The 17,328-nt window shown below is 38.7% G+C and carries 16 protein-coding genes; 4 read left to right on the top strand and 12 right to left on the bottom strand.

Features of this window, described 5'->3' with window-relative positions; genetic code table 11:
• Nucleotides 1-44: 44 nt before the first annotated feature.
• Nucleotides 45-1,418: an NADP-dependent phosphogluconate dehydrogenase gene (gene gndA, locus C7Y70_RS13705; protein WP_099293617.1), complete on the bottom strand. Its 1,374-nt coding sequence runs from the start codon at nucleotides 1,416-1,418 to the stop codon at nucleotides 45-47.
• Nucleotides 1,419-1,784: 366 nt separating this feature from the next.
• On the opposite strand from gndA, the gene pyk reads away from it, so the two are divergent.
• Nucleotides 1,785-3,221 carry a pyruvate kinase gene (gene pyk, locus C7Y70_RS13700; protein WP_135475312.1) on the top strand — a complete coding sequence of 479 codons (1,437 nt, stop codon included), beginning with the start codon at nucleotides 1,785-1,787 and terminating at the stop codon, nucleotides 3,219-3,221.
• Between the two features lie 78 nt (nucleotides 3,222-3,299).
• On the opposite strand, the gene C7Y70_RS13695 is transcribed toward pyk, so the two are convergent.
• The 6 genes from C7Y70_RS13695 to thrS all read right to left on the bottom strand — a co-directional run bounded on the left by C7Y70_RS13695 (nucleotide 3,300) and on the right by thrS (nucleotide 8,674).
• Complete coding sequence (locus C7Y70_RS13695) at nucleotides 3,300-4,124, bottom strand: LytTR family DNA-binding domain-containing protein (RefSeq protein ID WP_099293615.1); 825 nt, start codon at nucleotides 4,122-4,124, stop codon at nucleotides 3,300-3,302.
• Complete coding sequence (locus C7Y70_RS13690) at nucleotides 4,121-5,194, bottom strand: histidine kinase (protein WP_099293614.1); 1,074 nt, start codon at nucleotides 5,192-5,194, stop codon at nucleotides 4,121-4,123. The genes C7Y70_RS13695 and C7Y70_RS13690 overlap by 4 nt, the downstream gene beginning before the upstream one ends.
• Nucleotides 5,195-5,353: 159 nt before the next feature.
• Nucleotides 5,354-5,716, bottom strand: coding sequence for a 50S ribosomal protein L20 (gene rplT, locus C7Y70_RS13685; RefSeq protein WP_004587841.1), 363 nt, complete (start codon nucleotides 5,714-5,716; stop codon nucleotides 5,354-5,356).
• A 15-nt stretch (nucleotides 5,717-5,731) separates the two neighbouring features.
• Nucleotides 5,732-5,932: a 50S ribosomal protein L35 gene (rpmI, locus tag C7Y70_RS13680; protein WP_004587840.1), complete on the bottom strand. Its 201-nt coding sequence runs from the start codon at nucleotides 5,930-5,932 to the stop codon at nucleotides 5,732-5,734.
• A gap of 211 nt (nucleotides 5,933-6,143) precedes the next feature.
• Nucleotides 6,144-6,704, bottom strand: coding sequence for a translation initiation factor IF-3 (infC, locus tag C7Y70_RS13675; protein WP_082665370.1), 561 nt, complete (start codon nucleotides 6,702-6,704; stop codon nucleotides 6,144-6,146).
• A gap of 59 nt (nucleotides 6,705-6,763) precedes the next feature.
• On the bottom strand, nucleotides 6,764-8,674 hold the full coding sequence (gene thrS, locus C7Y70_RS13670; RefSeq protein ID WP_135475311.1) for a threonine--tRNA ligase: 1,911 nt from the start codon (nucleotides 8,672-8,674) through the stop codon (nucleotides 6,764-6,766).
• 255 nt (nucleotides 8,675-8,929) lie between these two features.
• Between thrS and C7Y70_RS13665 the strand changes: the two genes are divergently transcribed.
• The 3 genes from C7Y70_RS13665 to C7Y70_RS13655 all read left to right on the top strand — a co-directional run bounded on the left by C7Y70_RS13665 (nucleotide 8,930) and on the right by C7Y70_RS13655 (nucleotide 12,388).
• Nucleotides 8,930-9,943, top strand: coding sequence for an endonuclease/exonuclease/phosphatase family protein (locus tag C7Y70_RS13665; protein ID WP_135475310.1), 1,014 nt, complete (start codon nucleotides 8,930-8,932; stop codon nucleotides 9,941-9,943).
• Between the two features lie 66 nt (nucleotides 9,944-10,009).
• Entirely contained in the window at nucleotides 10,010-10,456 is a 447-nt protein-coding gene (locus tag C7Y70_RS13660; RefSeq protein ID WP_135475309.1) for a DUF3010 family protein, read from the top strand.
• 195 nt (nucleotides 10,457-10,651) lie between these two features.
• On the top strand, nucleotides 10,652-12,388 hold the full coding sequence (locus C7Y70_RS13655; protein WP_135475308.1) for an AMP-binding protein: 1,737 nt from the start codon (nucleotides 10,652-10,654) through the stop codon (nucleotides 12,386-12,388).
• A gap of 94 nt (nucleotides 12,389-12,482) precedes the next feature.
• Here C7Y70_RS13655 and C7Y70_RS13650 read toward each other — a convergent pair whose 3' ends face one another.
• From C7Y70_RS13650 to kwaA, 5 genes are all read right to left on the bottom strand, one after another.
• The gene (locus tag C7Y70_RS13650) at nucleotides 12,483-13,016 is read right to left on the bottom strand and encodes a dihydrofolate reductase family protein (protein WP_099293594.1); all 534 of its coding nucleotides are present in this window, start codon (nucleotides 13,014-13,016) and stop codon (nucleotides 12,483-12,485) included.
• Between the two features lie 642 nt (nucleotides 13,017-13,658).
• Complete coding sequence (gene gdhA, locus C7Y70_RS13645; RefSeq protein ID WP_135475307.1) at nucleotides 13,659-15,008, bottom strand: NADP-specific glutamate dehydrogenase; 1,350 nt, start codon at nucleotides 15,006-15,008, stop codon at nucleotides 13,659-13,661.
• 103 nt (nucleotides 15,009-15,111) lie between these two features.
• Nucleotides 15,112-15,387: a hypothetical protein gene (locus C7Y70_RS13640; protein ID WP_210114670.1), complete on the bottom strand. Its 276-nt coding sequence runs from the start codon at nucleotides 15,385-15,387 to the stop codon at nucleotides 15,112-15,114.
• A 117-nt stretch (nucleotides 15,388-15,504) separates the two neighbouring features.
• The gene (gene kwaB, locus C7Y70_RS13635) at nucleotides 15,505-16,485 is read right to left on the bottom strand and encodes an anti-phage protein KwaB (protein ID WP_135475306.1); all 981 of its coding nucleotides are present in this window, start codon (nucleotides 16,483-16,485) and stop codon (nucleotides 15,505-15,507) included.
• On the bottom strand, nucleotides 16,482-17,081 hold the full coding sequence (gene kwaA, locus C7Y70_RS13630) for an anti-phage protein KwaA (protein WP_245321512.1): 600 nt from the start codon (nucleotides 17,079-17,081) through the stop codon (nucleotides 16,482-16,484). The genes kwaB and kwaA overlap by 4 nt, the downstream gene beginning before the upstream one ends.
• Between the last annotated feature and the right edge of the window lie 247 nt (nucleotides 17,082-17,328).

Here is a 17,328-nt window from a genome sequence, read left to right as displayed (position 1 = left end):
CTAATTTAGCTGGCTTTTTAGTGCACTCTTTAATGTAAAGGGTATTAACGTACTTTAGCGTCTATCTCGACTAAATCAGTTAAATGACACACTTCACCACTATGAGTTTTAATTCCATGCTCACCAAAATAGTCGCGTTGGGCTTGGACTAAATGACCATTACTTGGTGTTGTGAGCGTTGCAAAATAGGTCTGTGTTGAACTTAACACTGGAAATGCTAAGCCTGTCATCATTGCTTGACCTGTGATCTTACGTAATGAAATAGCTTCTTTTCCTAGCGTGTCAATAAACTCAACACCTTGAGCAATATTATCTAAGTAATCGGCACGAATAATACAGCCAGCACGCCATGTTTGTAGCGTTTTAGACAAATCAACTTTCCACTGATGCGCTCGTGATGCCCCTTTGATTAATGCAAGACCTTGACGATAAGCAAGTAAACTAGCAAGTAAAAATGCTTCTTTAAGCTCTTCTAAATCAAGTTCAACTTCAGTGGTAGATTTTGCCGCATAAGTCATTTCCTTTGCAGCGTGAGTATCGCATGTATTTGTTAAATGGCGAGCTTGTACAGCCGCAACTAACGATGGAACTGCAATACCAAGCTCTAAAGCATTTTGTGCTGTCCAAAGACCAGTGCCTTTGGCGCCTACTTTGTTGTCAATTAAATCAACTAATGACTCATCACTATCCGTTTCTAAAGATAAGATATGGCTAGAAATAGATAATAAGTAGCTGTTTAAGTCACCTTCTGACCACTGTTCAAAAATAGCGGCTACTTCTTTTGGTGAACGCTTTGTTCCTAAACGAAGTAACTGATACATCTCGGCAATAAGTTGCATCAAGGCATATTCAATACCATTATGAACCATTTTTACAAAGTGACCGCTTGCTGATTGACCCACTCGGGCGAAACATGAATCACCTTTGTAGCTTGCTGCAACCTTTTCAAACCACGGCTCGACACGCTCCCAACCGCCCTCTGAACCACTCGCCATCATTGCTGGCCCGTGACGTGCACCTTCAGCACCGCCAGAAATACCCATGGTGGCAAACTCAAACTTGTTTTGATACTTTAATTTGCGAGTAATACCATCTTTGTAATTACTGTTACCACAATCAACAATAATATCGTCACATTCAACGCCAGCTTCTACTAGTTCAGTACACACTTTATCAACCAGTTCACCAGCAGGGACTAACAGTAAAATTGAACGAGGTGCTGTTAACCTTTTAACCATGTCATTTAAATCAGACACAATATGCAGACGATCCGCCATGCCTTGGGATTTAGCACAACTTAATAATTCTTCGCCCGCATCGGGGTTTTTATCATAAGCTACGAGTGTCAGCCCTTTTTCTATCAGGTTTAGAGCCAGATTTTTACCCATAACGCCTAACCCTACTAATGCAACTTGCATTTAGTGTCCTCCTCGGTAACAACTATTGGTTAGTAAATGAAAATAATACCGCGCGCATTATACCCAAGCCACTTAAAATTGCGAGCTTGAGTTGAAGCAACTGCCTTTATGCACGTTCGTTTATTATATCAAACAACGAGCACCACAGGGATTATTTAACATCAATTAGGACATTGACTGAGGCTGACACCGGTGTCATAATGTCGTAATATTAATTTTGTATAAATATTGGCAGCAATAAAATAACACTTTGTTTATATAATGTGTTCTCACTGCCTTAAAGTCTATATTTGTGTATAAACATAAATATGTAAAAACGAATATAACCGTCAACCTGCTTACTCAGTAAGCCCACAGGAGAATTTGATGCTTAGACGCACAAAAATAGTCGCTACCCTTGGACCTGCAACCGATCGTGATAACAACCTAGAAAAAATCATCCGTGCTGGTGCAAACGTAGTGCGTTTGAACTTCTCACATGGCGTAGCACAAGACCATAAAGACCGCGCACAAGCTGTTCGTGATATCGCAAATAACTTAGGCAAGCACGTTGCTATCTTGGCTGATTTGCAAGGACCTAAAATTCGTGTTTCTACATTTAAAGAAGGCAAAGTAACTTTAGAAGTTGGCGCTAATTTTATACTTGATGCACAAATGGAAAAAGGCGAAGGCGACATTAATGCGGTAGGTATTGATTATAAAGAATTACCACAAGATGTTTCTCCTGGTGACCTACTTTTATTAAATGATGGCTTAATTCAATTAACAGTACAAAGTGTTGAGGGTCATCTTGTTCATACTACCGTTACAGTAGGTGGTGTTCTATCGAATAATAAAGGGATTAACCGTTTAGGTGGTGGTTTAACAGCCCCAGCATTCACAGAAAAAGATAAAGAAGATTTAATCACAGCTGCTGAAATCGATGTTGATTATATTGCTGTATCATTCCCGCGTAGTGGCGATGACATGCGCTATGTGCGCTCACTTGCAGAAGCTGCAGGTTCTAAGGCGCAATTACTCGCTAAAATTGAACGTGCTGAAGCCGTTGAAACTGTTGAGGCAATTGATGACATCGTGCTTGCATCAGATTCAGTTATGGTTGCCCGTGGTGATTTAGGTGTTGAAATAGGTGATGCAGCTTTAATGGGAAAACAAAAACTCATTATAAGCCGTGCCCGCTCTCTTAATCGTACTGTTGTTACCGCTACACAAATGATGGAATCGATGATCGATAACCCTATGCCAACGCGAGCAGAAGTTATGGATGTTGCAAATGCTGTTCTAGATGGTACAGATGCTGTGATGTTGTCAGCAGAAACTGCTGCGGGTGATTACCCTGAAGAAACCGTTGCTACAATGGCGCGTGTTTGTCTTGGGGCAGAATCACAAAAAGAAACCCATGTTTCTAAGCACCGCTTAGATAGCCGCTTTTCTTCAAACGCTGAATCAATTGCCTTGTCTGCAATGTATGCAGCGAATCACTTAGATTCAATCAAAGCCATCGTAACGCTTACTGAATCAGGCAGTACTGCTAAGCTAATGTCACGTATTAGCTCAGGCTTACCTATTTTCTCTCTTTCACGTCATGCAAGTACTCTAGGTCAAACAGCGCTTTATCGCGGTGTTTACCCTGTTTTCTTTGACTCAACACAATGTGAAAAAGACAATATGGTTAAAGATGCACTTGGTACGCTTGTTGCTGCCGGTTCACTCAGTTCAGGCGATACTGTAATCATTACTCACGGTGATGCAATGGAAACTATCGGCGCAACCAACACAATGAAAATTGTAACTGTTGCCTAATAATATTGCTAAACTTAAAACGCGAGCATAATGGTTCGCGTTTTTAATTGGTAGCTTGTTATATGCCCTACATTTGACTTAACTCGCCAGTGCAGCTTTGACTTTATCTCGATAGCTACGGCTTACCTTTAGTTCTTGACCATTGTCTAGAACAAGTAAATATTCACCACTGACTTGTGTTACAAGCTTACTTATTTGTTTTGTATTCACAATCGCACTTCTGTGTACCCTGACAAATAATTTAGGGTCTAATTCTTGCTCGAGCTCTTTCATTGTTTTACGTAAAATATGAGTTTGGCCATCTTGGCAATGCAAACACATATAATCACCAGCGGCATCAACCCACTGAATTGTCGCAACAGGCACTCTGATAATTTCACCCTGCTCTTTTACCGCTAGAGATTCTGGGTAACGTTTATCTGATAATGTATCGCCAGTGGCTAACTTCTTTAAAATCTCTTCACAATTATTTCCTGTAATACCTGCTACAAAACTAGCTAATTTCTTTTTATGGGCGTTGTCTTGTTGAGTTTTTAAATAAGTATGCACTTTTTCTACCGCCTGTTTTAGTCTGTTGTCATCGACTGGTTTAAGAATATAATCTAAAGCATGTATTTCAAACGCTTTGACCGCGAACTGATCAAACGCCGTTACGAATACAATAGCGGGTAATGCTCTAACACTTTCACTTAGTGCACGTGCCACCTCAAAACCGTTCATTCCTGGCATTTGAATATCTAAAAAAACTAAATCTATCTGCTCTGCATGACAAGCATCTATAGCCTCTTGACCTGAATTACACAGTTTTATAACCTCAATCTCATCGAACTCTTCCAACCTTACTGCTAAGCCTCTACGTGCTAAAGGTTCGTCATCGACAATTAGGGTTTTAATCTTGCTCATTTTTTCATAGCCTTCTCAAATGGAACGCGCAAATTAACTTTTAATCCACTTGGCGTATTATGTGACAATACAAACGAATAGTTGTTCTCATACAAAGTTTTTAAACGATCTTTAGTATTCGCAATACCTACACCTTGTGCATTGACTAGTTGACCATTGAGTAACTCAGTACCCGGGCCATTATCACCTACTTCCAATAATAGTTCATTAGCAAATACTTGTGCTTTTATGTCAATCTGGCCACCTTCTGCTAGATGAGCAATTGCGTATTTAATCGCATTTTCAATGATGGGTTGTAAGATTAAACTCGGTACCAGTGCATTTTTTGCTTCATCACTAACCTCAACATTTACTTTCAAACGTTCATCAAATCGCACTCGTTCAATTTCTAGGTATAACATCAACGCGTGTAGTTCTTGCTCTAATGGCACTTTTTTTATTGGATCAGTATTAAGCGTATACCTTAGAAAGTCACTTAGTTTTGACACCATCAAATTAGCATCTTTGTTTTCTTTAACTAAAACTAAGGTCGAAATTGCATTAAGCGTATTAAATAAAAAGTGAGGGTTGAGCTGGTAGCGCAGCATTTTAAGCTGTGCTTCATGAGCCATTGTGGTGGCTTTTAGTGCTTTTTGGCGTTCGCTTTGAAGTAGCTGGTAATACTTAATACCAAAATACAGGCCGCTCCAACATAAAATTATATATACCGAATCAAGCCCTTGCTGAAAGTAATAAAACCATTCATTAGGTCTATAACCATGGCGGTATATTTCCCACAAGTTAAACTTTTGCACCACAGCCCATAATGTTCCGGTAACATACGAAGCACTAAAAACCACTAACATAAGAATCCAAGGAGATGCATTCCATGCTTTTCGATACATATAACGAAGTGGCACCGTCATTAAACATCCGGCATAAGCGTTAAGCACAATGACAAATACGTAAATATCACGCATTTCAAAGACTTTTGAGCCAATGTAATTTACGAGAGCGTAACCTATCCAACCTGCAACTTGTAGGACCCAGAAGAAGCGTTGGCGGTCATCGACTAGAGATTGCCAATTCAAAATATATTTTTACCTCATTTATTTGTAATTATTATATCGGCTTAGTAGAAGTTAAATCACTACTTCCTATCTTGCTTTTTAAGAGGCTTACCGCAAAATTTTATTTTTTCCACAAAAAAAGGAGCCTAAGGCTCCTTTTCAATACTTATATGTAAAAGCTTAAGCTGCCGCTAGGCCTTCTTTTGCTTTTTCAACAAGCGCTGCGAATGCAACTTGGTCATAAACAGCGATATCTGCAAGGATCTTACGATCGATTTCTACAGATGTCTTTTTAAGACCATTGATAAAACGGCTGTAAGACAGACCATTTTGACGTGATGCAGCATTGATACGTGCAATCCATAATTGACGGAATGTACGTTTCTTAGCACGACGGTCACGGTAAGCGTATTGACCCGCTTTAGTAACAGCCTGGAAAGCTACGCGGTAAACACGTGAACGTGCTCCGTAGTAACCTTTTGCTTGTTTTAAAACTTTTTTGTGACGTGCACGTGCGACAACGCCGCGTTTAACTCTTGCCATTTCTAAAAACCCCTATTAAGCGAATGGTAACATACGTGAAACTAGACCATGGTCATTCTTATGAACCATCATCTTAGGACGTAGGTGTAACTTACGCTTAGAAGTTTTCTTAGTCAGAATGTGACGAAGATGCGCTTGTTTACGCTTGAAACCGCCAGAAGCAGTTTTCTTGAAACGCTTAGCTGCGCCTCTGTGACTTTTTAGCTTATAAGCCATTGCAATAACTCCAAATGTATTGCTTTAAAATTAGTAAGCAGGCGTGAGATATATTGCTATAGCTCCACTTTTAGGCCTAACTTACTGCCATATTCCGGTGAAAACTCAACATAAATGCTGCAGTTTTACTTTAAAACCGGTTAACTCAGGTGAATATTCGCATATTACTTGCAGACCTGAGCTAAATTCGGTGCGTATTCTAGCTCGTTTATTACTTTTTAGCAATAGGAGACATCATCATAACCATCTGACGTCCCTCAACACGATTTGGGAAAGACTCAACTTGTGCAAGTTCTTCTAAATCAGCTTTAATACGGTTTAGTAGTTCAATACCAATTTCTTGGTGCGCCATTTCACGGCCACGGAAACGAATAGTGATTTTAGCTTTATCACCCGCTTCTAAGAACTTACGTAAGTTACGAAGCTTAACCTGATAATCACCTTCATCCGTACCTGGACGGAATTTGATTTCTTTTATCTGGATTTGCTTTTGCTTCTTCTTCTGCTCTTTTAGTTCTTTGCTTTTTTCAAAGATGAACTTACCGTAGTCCATGACCTTACACACAGGCGGCTCAGCATTTGGGCTGATCTCTACTAGATCAACACCTGCTTCATCAGCCATAGCTTGCGCATCTCTTAATGTTTGAATGCCAGCTTGCTCGCCTTCAATGTCGATTAAACGAACTTCTTTAGCTGTAATTTCATCGTTGATACGATTTTTTTGAGCTGTTTGTTGCCCTTTCTTGCCGCCTCTAATGGTACGTTCCTCCAAGAATATCAAATAATAAGTGTGCAGTTAGCAGTTGTGTTAATGCCCTGCACACCAGATTTTTATTGTCGATTTTTAATTTCTTCGCTAATTTTAGCGACGAAGTCATCAACACTAAATTTGCCCAAGTCTTCACCTGTGCGAGTACGTACTGCCACTTCCTGTTGCTCAACTTCTTTGTCGCCAACAACAAGTAAGTAAGGAATACGTTTTAATGTATGTTCTCGGATTTTAAAGCCAATCTTCTCATTTCTCAAGTCAGCAGCGGCTCTAATTCCAAGTTTATTTAATTTTTGTACAATTTCGTGCACATAATCCGCTTGTTTATCGGTGATATTCATAATCACCACTTGCTTAGGCGCAAGCCACGTCGGGAATAAACCTGCATACTCTTCGGTCAAAATACCGATAAAACGTTCTATTGAACCAAGTATAGCACGGTGAATCATTACTGGTGTACGACGCTCGTTGTTTTCAGCAACATACGTAGCACCTAAACGACCCGGTAAAGCAAAATCTAGTTGCACTGTACCACACTGCCACGCTCTGTCTAAGCAATCGTACAAAGTAAATTCAATTTTAGGACCGTAGAAGGCACCTTCACCCGGTAAATAATCAAATTCGATGTTATTTGCTTTAAGTGCGTCGGCCAATGCTTGCTCGGCTTTATCCCAAACATCGTCTTCGCCGATACGCTTTTCAGGGCGTGTAGAAAGCTTTACAACTATTTTTTCAAAACCGAACGTCTCGTATGTGTCGTAAACCATTTTAATACATGATGATACTTCATCCATCACTTGGTCTTCTGTACAGAAAACGTGAGCATCATCTTGGGTAAACCCACGAACACGCATTAGTCCGTGTAAAGCACCTGAAGGTTCATTACGGTGACAACAGCCAAACTCTGCCATACGAAGTGGTAAGTCGCGGTAAGATTTTAAACCTTGATTAAAAATCTGCACGTGACCTGGGCAATTCATTGGCTTGATTGCATACTCACGCTTTTCAGACTCAGTGGTAAACATTGCATCTGAATATTTATCCCAGTGACCCGATTTTTCCCATAACGAACGGTCCATCATCATTGGACCTTTTACTTCTTCGTATTGGTACTCACGTAGTTTTTCACGAACAAACTCTTCAAGTTCACGGTAAATGCTCCAACCATCGTTGTGCCAAAATACCATGCCTGGCGCTTCTTCTTGCCAGTGCCATAAATCAAGCGCTTTACCAATACGGCGATGGTCGCGTTTTTCAGCTTCCTCTAAGCGTTTTAAGTACGCTTTAAGTTGCTTTTTATCGCCCCAAGCGGTGCCATAAATACGCTGCAGCATTTTGTTTTCTGAATCACCACGCCAATAAGCACCCGCTACTTTCATAATTTTGAAGTGTTGGCAGAACTTCATATTTGGTACGTGAGGACCACGGCACATATCAACGTATTCTTCATGATGATACAGACCTGGACGGTCATCTTTAGCGATGTTCTCGTCTAAGATTTCAATCTTGTATGATTCGCCACGCGCTTCAAATGCATCGCGCGCTTCTTGCCAGCTGACGGTTTTTTTCACTACGTCGTAGTTTGTTTTTGCAAGTTGTAACATACGCTTTTCAATGGCATCTAAGTCTTCTTGACTCAGTGAATGTTCCATATCGATATCGTAATAAAATCCGTTATCAATAGTTGGACCTATAGCCATTTTTGCTTCAGGGAACAACTGTTTAACAGCATGACCGATTAAGTGAGCACATGAGTGACGAATGATCTCTAACCCATCATCATCTTTCGCGGTGATAATTTCTAAGCGTGAATCTTCAGAAATTAAATCGCATGCATCAACACGGTCTCCATTAACACGACCAGCGATGGTCGCTTTTGCAAGACCAGGGCCGATATCGTTGGCTACATCAAGAGTACTAACTGGGTTTTCAAAACTACGCTGACTGCCGTCAGGGAGGGTAATAACTGGCATTATAAATCCTTTGTACAGTGGTGACGCCTACAATGCATCACATGTATTTAATAAATTAAAAAAATAACTCCACAACGCTTTTACGAATAAGCATTGTTATGGTTAACCATTTACGGTTAATGCACCTGTTGAGTCTTGCTAAGTGCGGCTATATTGTCGCGCCTGAAACAGTGAAATACAAGTATTTACAACCACAAATTGACAAATAAGCGCTTCATTTCATACTTAAGCTAATTTCAGCTGTGAGAAACAATTATGTCCGTGAGTAAATCATTCAGATTCGCCAGCCTAAACTTACTTAATTACGCAGCTCCACCTTTTTCATTTTATCAATTACATGAGCGTTATAACGCGACACAATGGCAGAAAAAACAAACATTCATTGAAGACTTTTTAATCCAAAGCCGTGCTGACGTTGTTGCCTTTCAAGAAGTGTTTAGCATCAAATCATTGCAAACTCTCTGTAAGGAACAAGGCTATGACTACTTTGAAACTGTGACAACACCAAAAAGTGACAATCTTTACCCACAAGTATTATTTAACCCAGTCGTTGCTATTGCCTCAAAAATACCGATTCATGATGCGCAAGCACTTAGTCCATGCCCAGAATTATTAGAGTACCTAAATAACCAAAATGAGTTTAAGTTTAATCGCACACCTATAAAATGTCGTTTGGAACTGGATGGTTTGGGGGCAGTATATTTTTACGTAGTCCATTTTAAATCTCAACGTGTACACTCAATGTCGCACATGCTTAATATTCATAACCAAGAAGATCCATTACTAGTATTACTACAACAGACCGTTGGCATGATGCAATCTCAAATTTCACGCTCGTTGGAAGCATCCATTGTTTATTACGATGCTTTAAAAACACAACGTGAAAACAATTGTGCAACAGTCGTGATGGGTGACTTTAATGATAATCTCCAAAGCCCAGCACTGGCATTTATGACGCAAGGGTTTCACCCTACCCGCTGTGAACCGTGTAAAGAATTTTCACAGCCTGTTGTGGGATTAAGTGATGCTTTTTCACTTAGCACACAATATCAAAAAGGAATAAGCAAACCTGCTAGTCACTACTATAAAGGGCGTGCGAATGTATTAGATTACATTTTAGTGTCAGGTCACTTTAATGCTGACTGTGAACTTGGCAAAATTAAATCTCTAGACTACCTAAACTTTAATGCTCACTTAAATGCTGAACAACATGATGAAGACATCTGTAGCAGCGATCATGGTGGAATTGGAATCGAAATCGGTTTTTAAAATCCACTGCTTTTAATATTATTAATTGATATACTGTCAATAAATTAGCAAGTAAGAGAGTTAGCAATGAGAACGTGCGGTGTTGAAATTACAGGTAGTGATGTATTACTGTGTATTTTAAGCAAAGATAATGATGTATTTGATATACGTGATGTACGCCAAACTCGGTTCACACTGGGTAATGGTAACGACACTGAAGTAATGCGTAAATTTCAATTTGATTTTGCAAAATTAATGCAAGATTACCAAATTGATTCCGTTGCTATCCGTGAGCGCCAACCAAAAGGAAAATTCGCTGGTAGTGCTAAAGGGTTTAAAATGGAAACAGCCATCCAGCTAATTGAAAATTTAGATGTTCAAGTACTAAGCCCTACACTAATTAAAGAGCAATTAAAGCGTAACCCTGTTCCTATCGATTTTGAAGAAACGGGTCTAAAAAAGTATCAAGAAACCGCTTTTATTAACGCATATGTATACATAATGCGAAAAACCTACCGCCACGACGAGGCGTAATTAACGATAGCAACTGCTATTTTATTAATTAGTTAAAAACGCGAGAGCAACTCACTTTAAGTGTTACATGTTCCTCGCGTTTTTTATTTTCCGCTAAATTAAATTAAGACATTGGTCTTACCTTACTTTCTTTTGTCGACAATTTGTGCTTTTCTAACATTGTATACTCTCACAACAATGACACGGAGCACATATATGCAAGCTACTCACTACGCTAGTCAAACAGATAAAATACATGGCAATAAAATTCCTCTTGAGAAAAGCTATTTTAAAGGCGCTACATCTTGCTCTTTAATCAACCAGACAATTGGTAGTTATTTTGACGCTATTGTCGACAATAACCCGGATCACCCCGCTATTGTCGTTAGTCATCAAAATATTCGCCTCACGTATAAACAATATCAGCAACAAATTAATCAATTGGCTATGGGATTACTTGCGTTAGGTGTAAAACCTGGGGATAGAGTTGGGATTTGGTCGCCGAATAACCTTGAGTGGTCTTTAACTCAATTTGCAACCGCAAAAATTGGTGCCATTATGGTATGTATAAATCCTGCATTTAGACCTAGCGAATTACAATATGCACTTAATACAGTCGAGTGCTCAACACTTATTACTGCGTCCAACTTTAAAGCAAGCAATTACCTTGCAATGCTTAACGAATTAATCCCAGAACTTGCAACCACAGAGTCTGGAAACATTTGCAGTGAGAAGCTACCCCATTTAAAAAACATAATACGCATTGGTAACGAGTCAAGCCCTGGCATGTTCAGCTTTAGCGATGTAATAGCGATGCCTACAGAGAAACACCAAAGCAAACTCGCTGAGATAGCCGCAACCTTAAATGCAGACCAAGATATCAATATACAATTTACCTCTGGCACTACAGGCAACCCTAAAGGCGCAACACTTACTCATAAAAACATTCTTAACAATGGTTTTTTAATGGCTCAAGCAATGAAGCTAACCAAAGACGACAAACTTTGTATCCCAGTCCCCTTATATCATTGCTTTGGGATGGTGCTAGGTAATTTAGTATGTATTAGTCAAGGCGCGACGGCCGTTTTTCCGAGTGACTCGTTTGACCCCAAAATAACTCTGGATATAGTTGAAAAAGAGCGTTGTACCGCCCTACATGGTGTGCCGACCATGTTTATCGCAGAGCTTGAACATAAAGATTTTGCTAAATATGACCTATCTAGTTTACGTACTGGCGTTATGGCTGGCTCTACATGTCCTGAACAAGTCATGCGTAAAGTGCACACATTAATGCATATGAAAGAAGTAGTGATTGGTTACGGTCAAACAGAGTGCAGCCCAATTAATAATGTAACAGAAACGGACTCCCCGATAGAAAAACAAGTCAGTACTGTTGGCCGTGCCTTAGCGCATACTGAAGTTAAAATTATTGATGAAGTCGGTAATCTACAAAAAATCGGCCTTCCCGGTGAAGTGTGCAGCCGAGGTGCAGGCATAATGCGCTGCTATTGGAATGATCCTGAAAAAACAGCTGCCACTATTGATAATGACGGTTGGCTTCATTCGGGTGACTTAGGTGTTATGGATAATGAGGGATTTGTATCCATTGTTGGCCGTATTAAAGACATGATCATCCGTGGCGGTGAAAATATTTCTCCACGAGAAATCGAAGAAGTGTTGTATACCTACCCTGGTGTTCAAGATGCTGCCATCTTTGGCATAACAGATGAAAAGTATGGAGAAGAAGTGTGTGCTTGGATACAGCCAAGTGAAGGTGCTGTACTTAATGAAGATGCAATTAGGTTGTTTTTAAAAGACCAACTTGCCTACTTCAAAATCCCCAAACATATTCGTTTTGTTGATGAGTATCCAATGACGGTCACTGGGAAGCTACAAAAATTTAAAATGCGCGAGCAAATGCAAGATGAAATTAAAGAAACGGCATTTGCCTAGTTAGCGCAAAGCCTCAAATCTCCCGAAGGTTAGATTTGAGGCTACAACCTTGCTATCGAGTGGCACTAAAAGCAAATCACATTGTCCCAGCTTATTATCTACACCTTTTGTAGTGATTTTGGCTAACACCATTGGTAAAAGTTTTTGCTTCAATACAACGAAAGTCTAATGAACTGGCTAAAGCGCCAAATAAAGAGAGCCCACCACCTAATAAAATGGGGATAGTGGTAATGACCATTTCATCAATTAGATCTTCATTTAGAAAACTTTGGATTGTTAACCCCCCATCGATATAAAGGTTTTTATACCCTTGTTTATTTATCGCTTGTTCAATACTTTTGATGTCGTCATTAACTAAAAAAACTTTGCCGCTCAGTTTTTTCGGTAGCGCCTTAAGCGTACGACTTAAAACAAATACAGGTTTATCGTATGGCCAATCTATATCCATTGCGGCTATAAGTTCCATGGTATTTTTCCCCATCACTAATGCATCTATACTATCAACATGAGCTTGGTAACCCATATCCATACTTTCAGGTGCTGGGTCGACTTCTAACCAATCTAGTTCGTTATTTTTTCCCGCAATGTAACCATCAAGACTTGTCGCTATAAACACTTTATTAGTCATATTTTTCCCTGAAACTGACTTTGCTGCATAAAGATAAAACTACCTAAAATTAACGATGATGTTTAATATAAATAACAACAGGCAGCTCAATAAGTTTAATTTAATTCCTAAAATGTACTTATTCAGACTCCCTTTTGCCGTACGCGATCTCACTCTGCGAATATAACTTTGACGGTCACCCAATACTAACAACAATCCCCCTAATGTAAGCGCGTAAAAAATCCCCCCATATACTAAAGGGGCACCCTTGAATACCTTGGCCATAGGAGTAATTAACGTATAGTCGTATATTAAAATGATAAACAAAACTTGAATAAACAACACCATTATCAATAAGGTGCTCGCTTTAAAACTTGTAGCTTGGTTCTTTTTATCTACCTTTTTCATCCATTGAGCACAAGAAAAATGCACTGCACAAATAAAAGCACGCATCACAATCCTTTATAATTAATTTCAAGTGTTAGGGGATAGCCCACCTCCCTTAAAACCTAAAAAGTTACAGGCGCAACTGGTTATCTCACAAAATAAATACAGCAGTTATAGTAAACTAAATCCCAAACATGATTTGCTTCTTGTTGTAACAGTTTAAAACAACTAGGTAATACTCTTGCGTTGTATTTCTGCAAACTTGGTTTACACGTGTTATACAACGCCTTGAGCAATCATTGCCGCTGCCACACGTTTAAACCCCGCGATATTAGCACCTGTGGCTAAATCATTTTCACAGCCATATTCATTGGCAGTATCACTGACTGTGGTAAATATATGCGTCATTACGTTTTGCAGCTTTTCATCAACGTCGGACTTAGGCCAGCTTTGCATACTCGCGTTTTGTGCCATTTCGAATTGACTTACCGCCACCCCACCTGCATTCGCAGCCTTGCCTGGGCCAAAATACGTGTTGCTTTGTTTAAAGTGGCTGATTGCATCGGCAGAGCAAGGCATGTTGGCGCCTTCACAAACTAACATACAGCCATTATTGGTTAAAGCTTGGGCATCAGCGTGGGATAATTCATTTTGAGTTGCACATGGTACTGCAATATCGCACTCGTAGCGCCATACAGCGTGTCCATCTGCTGGGTAATCATCAACCGAAGTAAATGACGCTCCTGAAAATGCATCAAGATAACTATAAAGCGACTTACCTTGAGCCTTAAGAGATTCAATATAACCAACATCTAGACCCTCGGAAGCATAAATACAGCCTTTAGAATCACTGCAACTAAGTACTTTAGCGCCCATGGTATCGAGCTTTTTCATTAAATGAATTGCCACATTGCCAGCCCCCGACACCAGCACGCATTTGTCTTTAACAGTGTCATTTTTAGCTTGGAGCATGTTTTCAATAAAATAAGCGATACCCATGCCTGTTGACTCATTACGTAACTCAGAGCCGTTCATTGTTAAGCTTTTGCCAGTAATAACTCCTTCAAAGCGATTAGTTAATCGTTTATATTGGCCAAAAAGATAGCCTATTTCTTTTGCACCAACCCCAATATCACCCGCAGGTACATCTGTAGTTGGGCCTAAATGACGACTCATTTCAGTCATAAACGATTGGCAAAAGCGCATAATCTCACTATCACTTTTTCCTTTAGGATCAAAATCAGCGCCCCCTTTGGCCCCACCTAACGGCAAACCTGTTAAAGCATTTTTAAGTGTTTGTTCAAACCCTAAAAACTTAACTACGCTGGCGTTTACAGTGGGGTGAAATCTCAAACCTCCTTTAAAAGGCCCCAAGGCTGAGTTAAATTCAATACGATACCCACGATTAACATGAACTTGACCATTATCATCCTGCCAAGGTACCCGAAACATGATTTGCCTCTGCGGTTCGAGTAAATTTTCCATCACAGCGTGCTGCTGATATGCCTTATCTTCATTGAAAACCGATGTTAAAGATACAAGCACTTCTTCTACTGCTTGAATGAACTCATCCTCGCCTGAGTTTTTATCTTTTAATTTAGTTAATATCCGATCCAGATACTGCATCGTAAATCCTAATTTAATAAATACTTATATAATTTATAGTGCAAAAAACAATAATCGATCACCTATACAGTGGGTCTTTGGTTTTTCATACCACTGTAAAGTATTACTCAATCGCAGTTTTCATATCGTAAAAAATGGGACACACAAAAAGAAATAAAAGGAAAGAAATAAAAGGGACAGGCACATATTTTCTTTTGTCTGGTGCATTTATATCTTTATAAATGACAAAATCAACGAAACCATCTTCATCGAAGGAGACAATCCAGCGCTCTGAAAATGTTTCAACTTCAACATCAACGCACCCGATATGTTCACGATAATCTATGCGAAGTGGAAATTTTTCTTTTCTCATTTGAGCTAAGAACTCGAAAAGTTTCATCGAAATCCTAAAGGCTATCGCTTTGCTAAGCGGCAATAAAATAGCTGGCTAAAATAAGCGAGGGACGAGCAAAAGCCAGCTGTTTTTTGTCCGTTTAAGCAACTTGTTAGAGCACCATTACGCTGCATTTTCAGCAGCAGCTTCTTCTTCAATATTATCTTTTGCTACGCTCTCATAGTATTTCTTCGTTAATTCAGATTGTAAAAAATCGTCGTTTAATAGTTTAAGAAATAAGTTTTGAGACTTTTTAGTTTTTAAATCGAATTGCGAGCCATCGGTACTATATTTAAACTTACCTTTTAATGCTGGATGAGTATTTGTAAAGGATAGTATTTCACGATTAGGTATTACTGATAAAACAGGTGATTGGCTAGCCGATTTAACTAACTTTCTTGAAAAGGTTATATCATCAAGACGAGATTCAAACACACCACAATCCATTACTAAATCAGATGATTTAATATTCTCTACACCCTGTGTAGCAATGTTTTTAATGGCATCATGGAAACCGAAAAACCTCTCTAATGCTTTAATATCGAGAATATAATATTTACCATTCAATTTAATAAACTGAAACTTAGGATCAATTTTAAGAATATCTTGATCTAGTTTCTGAAACCTATTTGAGCCTCGCATTTTAGTAAGGCTAAAGCCACTATCTTTTTGTAATAAAGTTATTGGGTAGTGATGTTTATAAATGGCAAGTTGAACGTCTTGGTTACCAATTAGAATAAGCACACCTTCAAGTTGCTTTAATGAGTCATCACTAAATGAGAAAGGATCAAATTTTTCACTTTCAATTATTTTTTTTAAGTTCGAAAGTTCATCTGGGATATCATCTAAATCATATTCGTATAAAGCATTTTTTCGATCATCTGCACTTGATATTGGAATAAGTGACAGATCATCATTAAGGAGAATATTACTACTCAATGACTCCGTAAACATTTCTGCCAATTTTGTCTGATCTGCTTCATTAATATCAACAGATTTAACACACATGCCTTCATCGCCATCTAAAAGAAAGAAAAATTCAGCAGAACATCCTTTCGCTGTTATAACCGATGAAATTTCTTCCTTTAAGTTTTCAATAGTCATTCGACTTTCCTCGCAAAATATACTTTGTCATCTAAATCTAGGGTTTTTAATTGATCAAGTTCACTCAACCTGTCTTTTGTTATTACAACAATATTTTCTTTTATACCGGTTCTTGTTTTAATCGTAACTTTGTATAACCTAAACCCTAAAACAGCAAGAGTCGGGTTGGCATAAAACTTATCAGTTTTTACATAAATAATACCGATGACAATTAACAAAAACGCTAAAGCTATCAAATATCTTGTACTTGTCAGGTTAAAGCAGATTAAAGGGATTATATAAGTGGTTAGAAATGTAAGGTGCTCGTAATTCAGATCTTCTATATCTGTAATTTCAACAGGTAATTTCTTACTACCTGAAACCCTGTAATCAAAGCGGTAATAAAAAATAACCCCAAATAAAACCAACAGCAAAGAAATAGCAGGAACTATGTTCTTTTTAATAACGCCCCAAAACCCTACGAATTGGCAATTATCACCAAAGCACATAGGAATATCGACTGTGATCACAATGATTAAGAAAAAAAGAAACCAAAGTGACATTATGTATAATTCGAATTTGTCCCAAATCTCACCAAACTTCATATCTTCATCCATGCTTGATTACTGGTGCTCTAACAGCGTTTTACCAAGAATACCGATAAACACTCGCGAGTGTTTATCCTATTCTACGTAGATACACTTTAAAATTTATAATAATATTATTAACTTACTAACTTATGAGGAAGATGGCAATAAAAACTAGCCACTACAATAGCGAGAACTTACTTAATCGAGAATCAACATTTTTATTATACGAGAACAACCAAATTAAACATGATTAAAGTCAATTACTTAACTTTAA

This window comes from Pseudoalteromonas sp. KS88, from assembly GCF_004766475.1.
GTDB lineage: Bacteria > Pseudomonadota > Gammaproteobacteria > Enterobacterales > Alteromonadaceae > Pseudoalteromonas.
The sequence above is the reverse complement of the archived record's forward strand: the minus strand, read 5'-3'. Positions and strand labels throughout refer to the sequence as shown.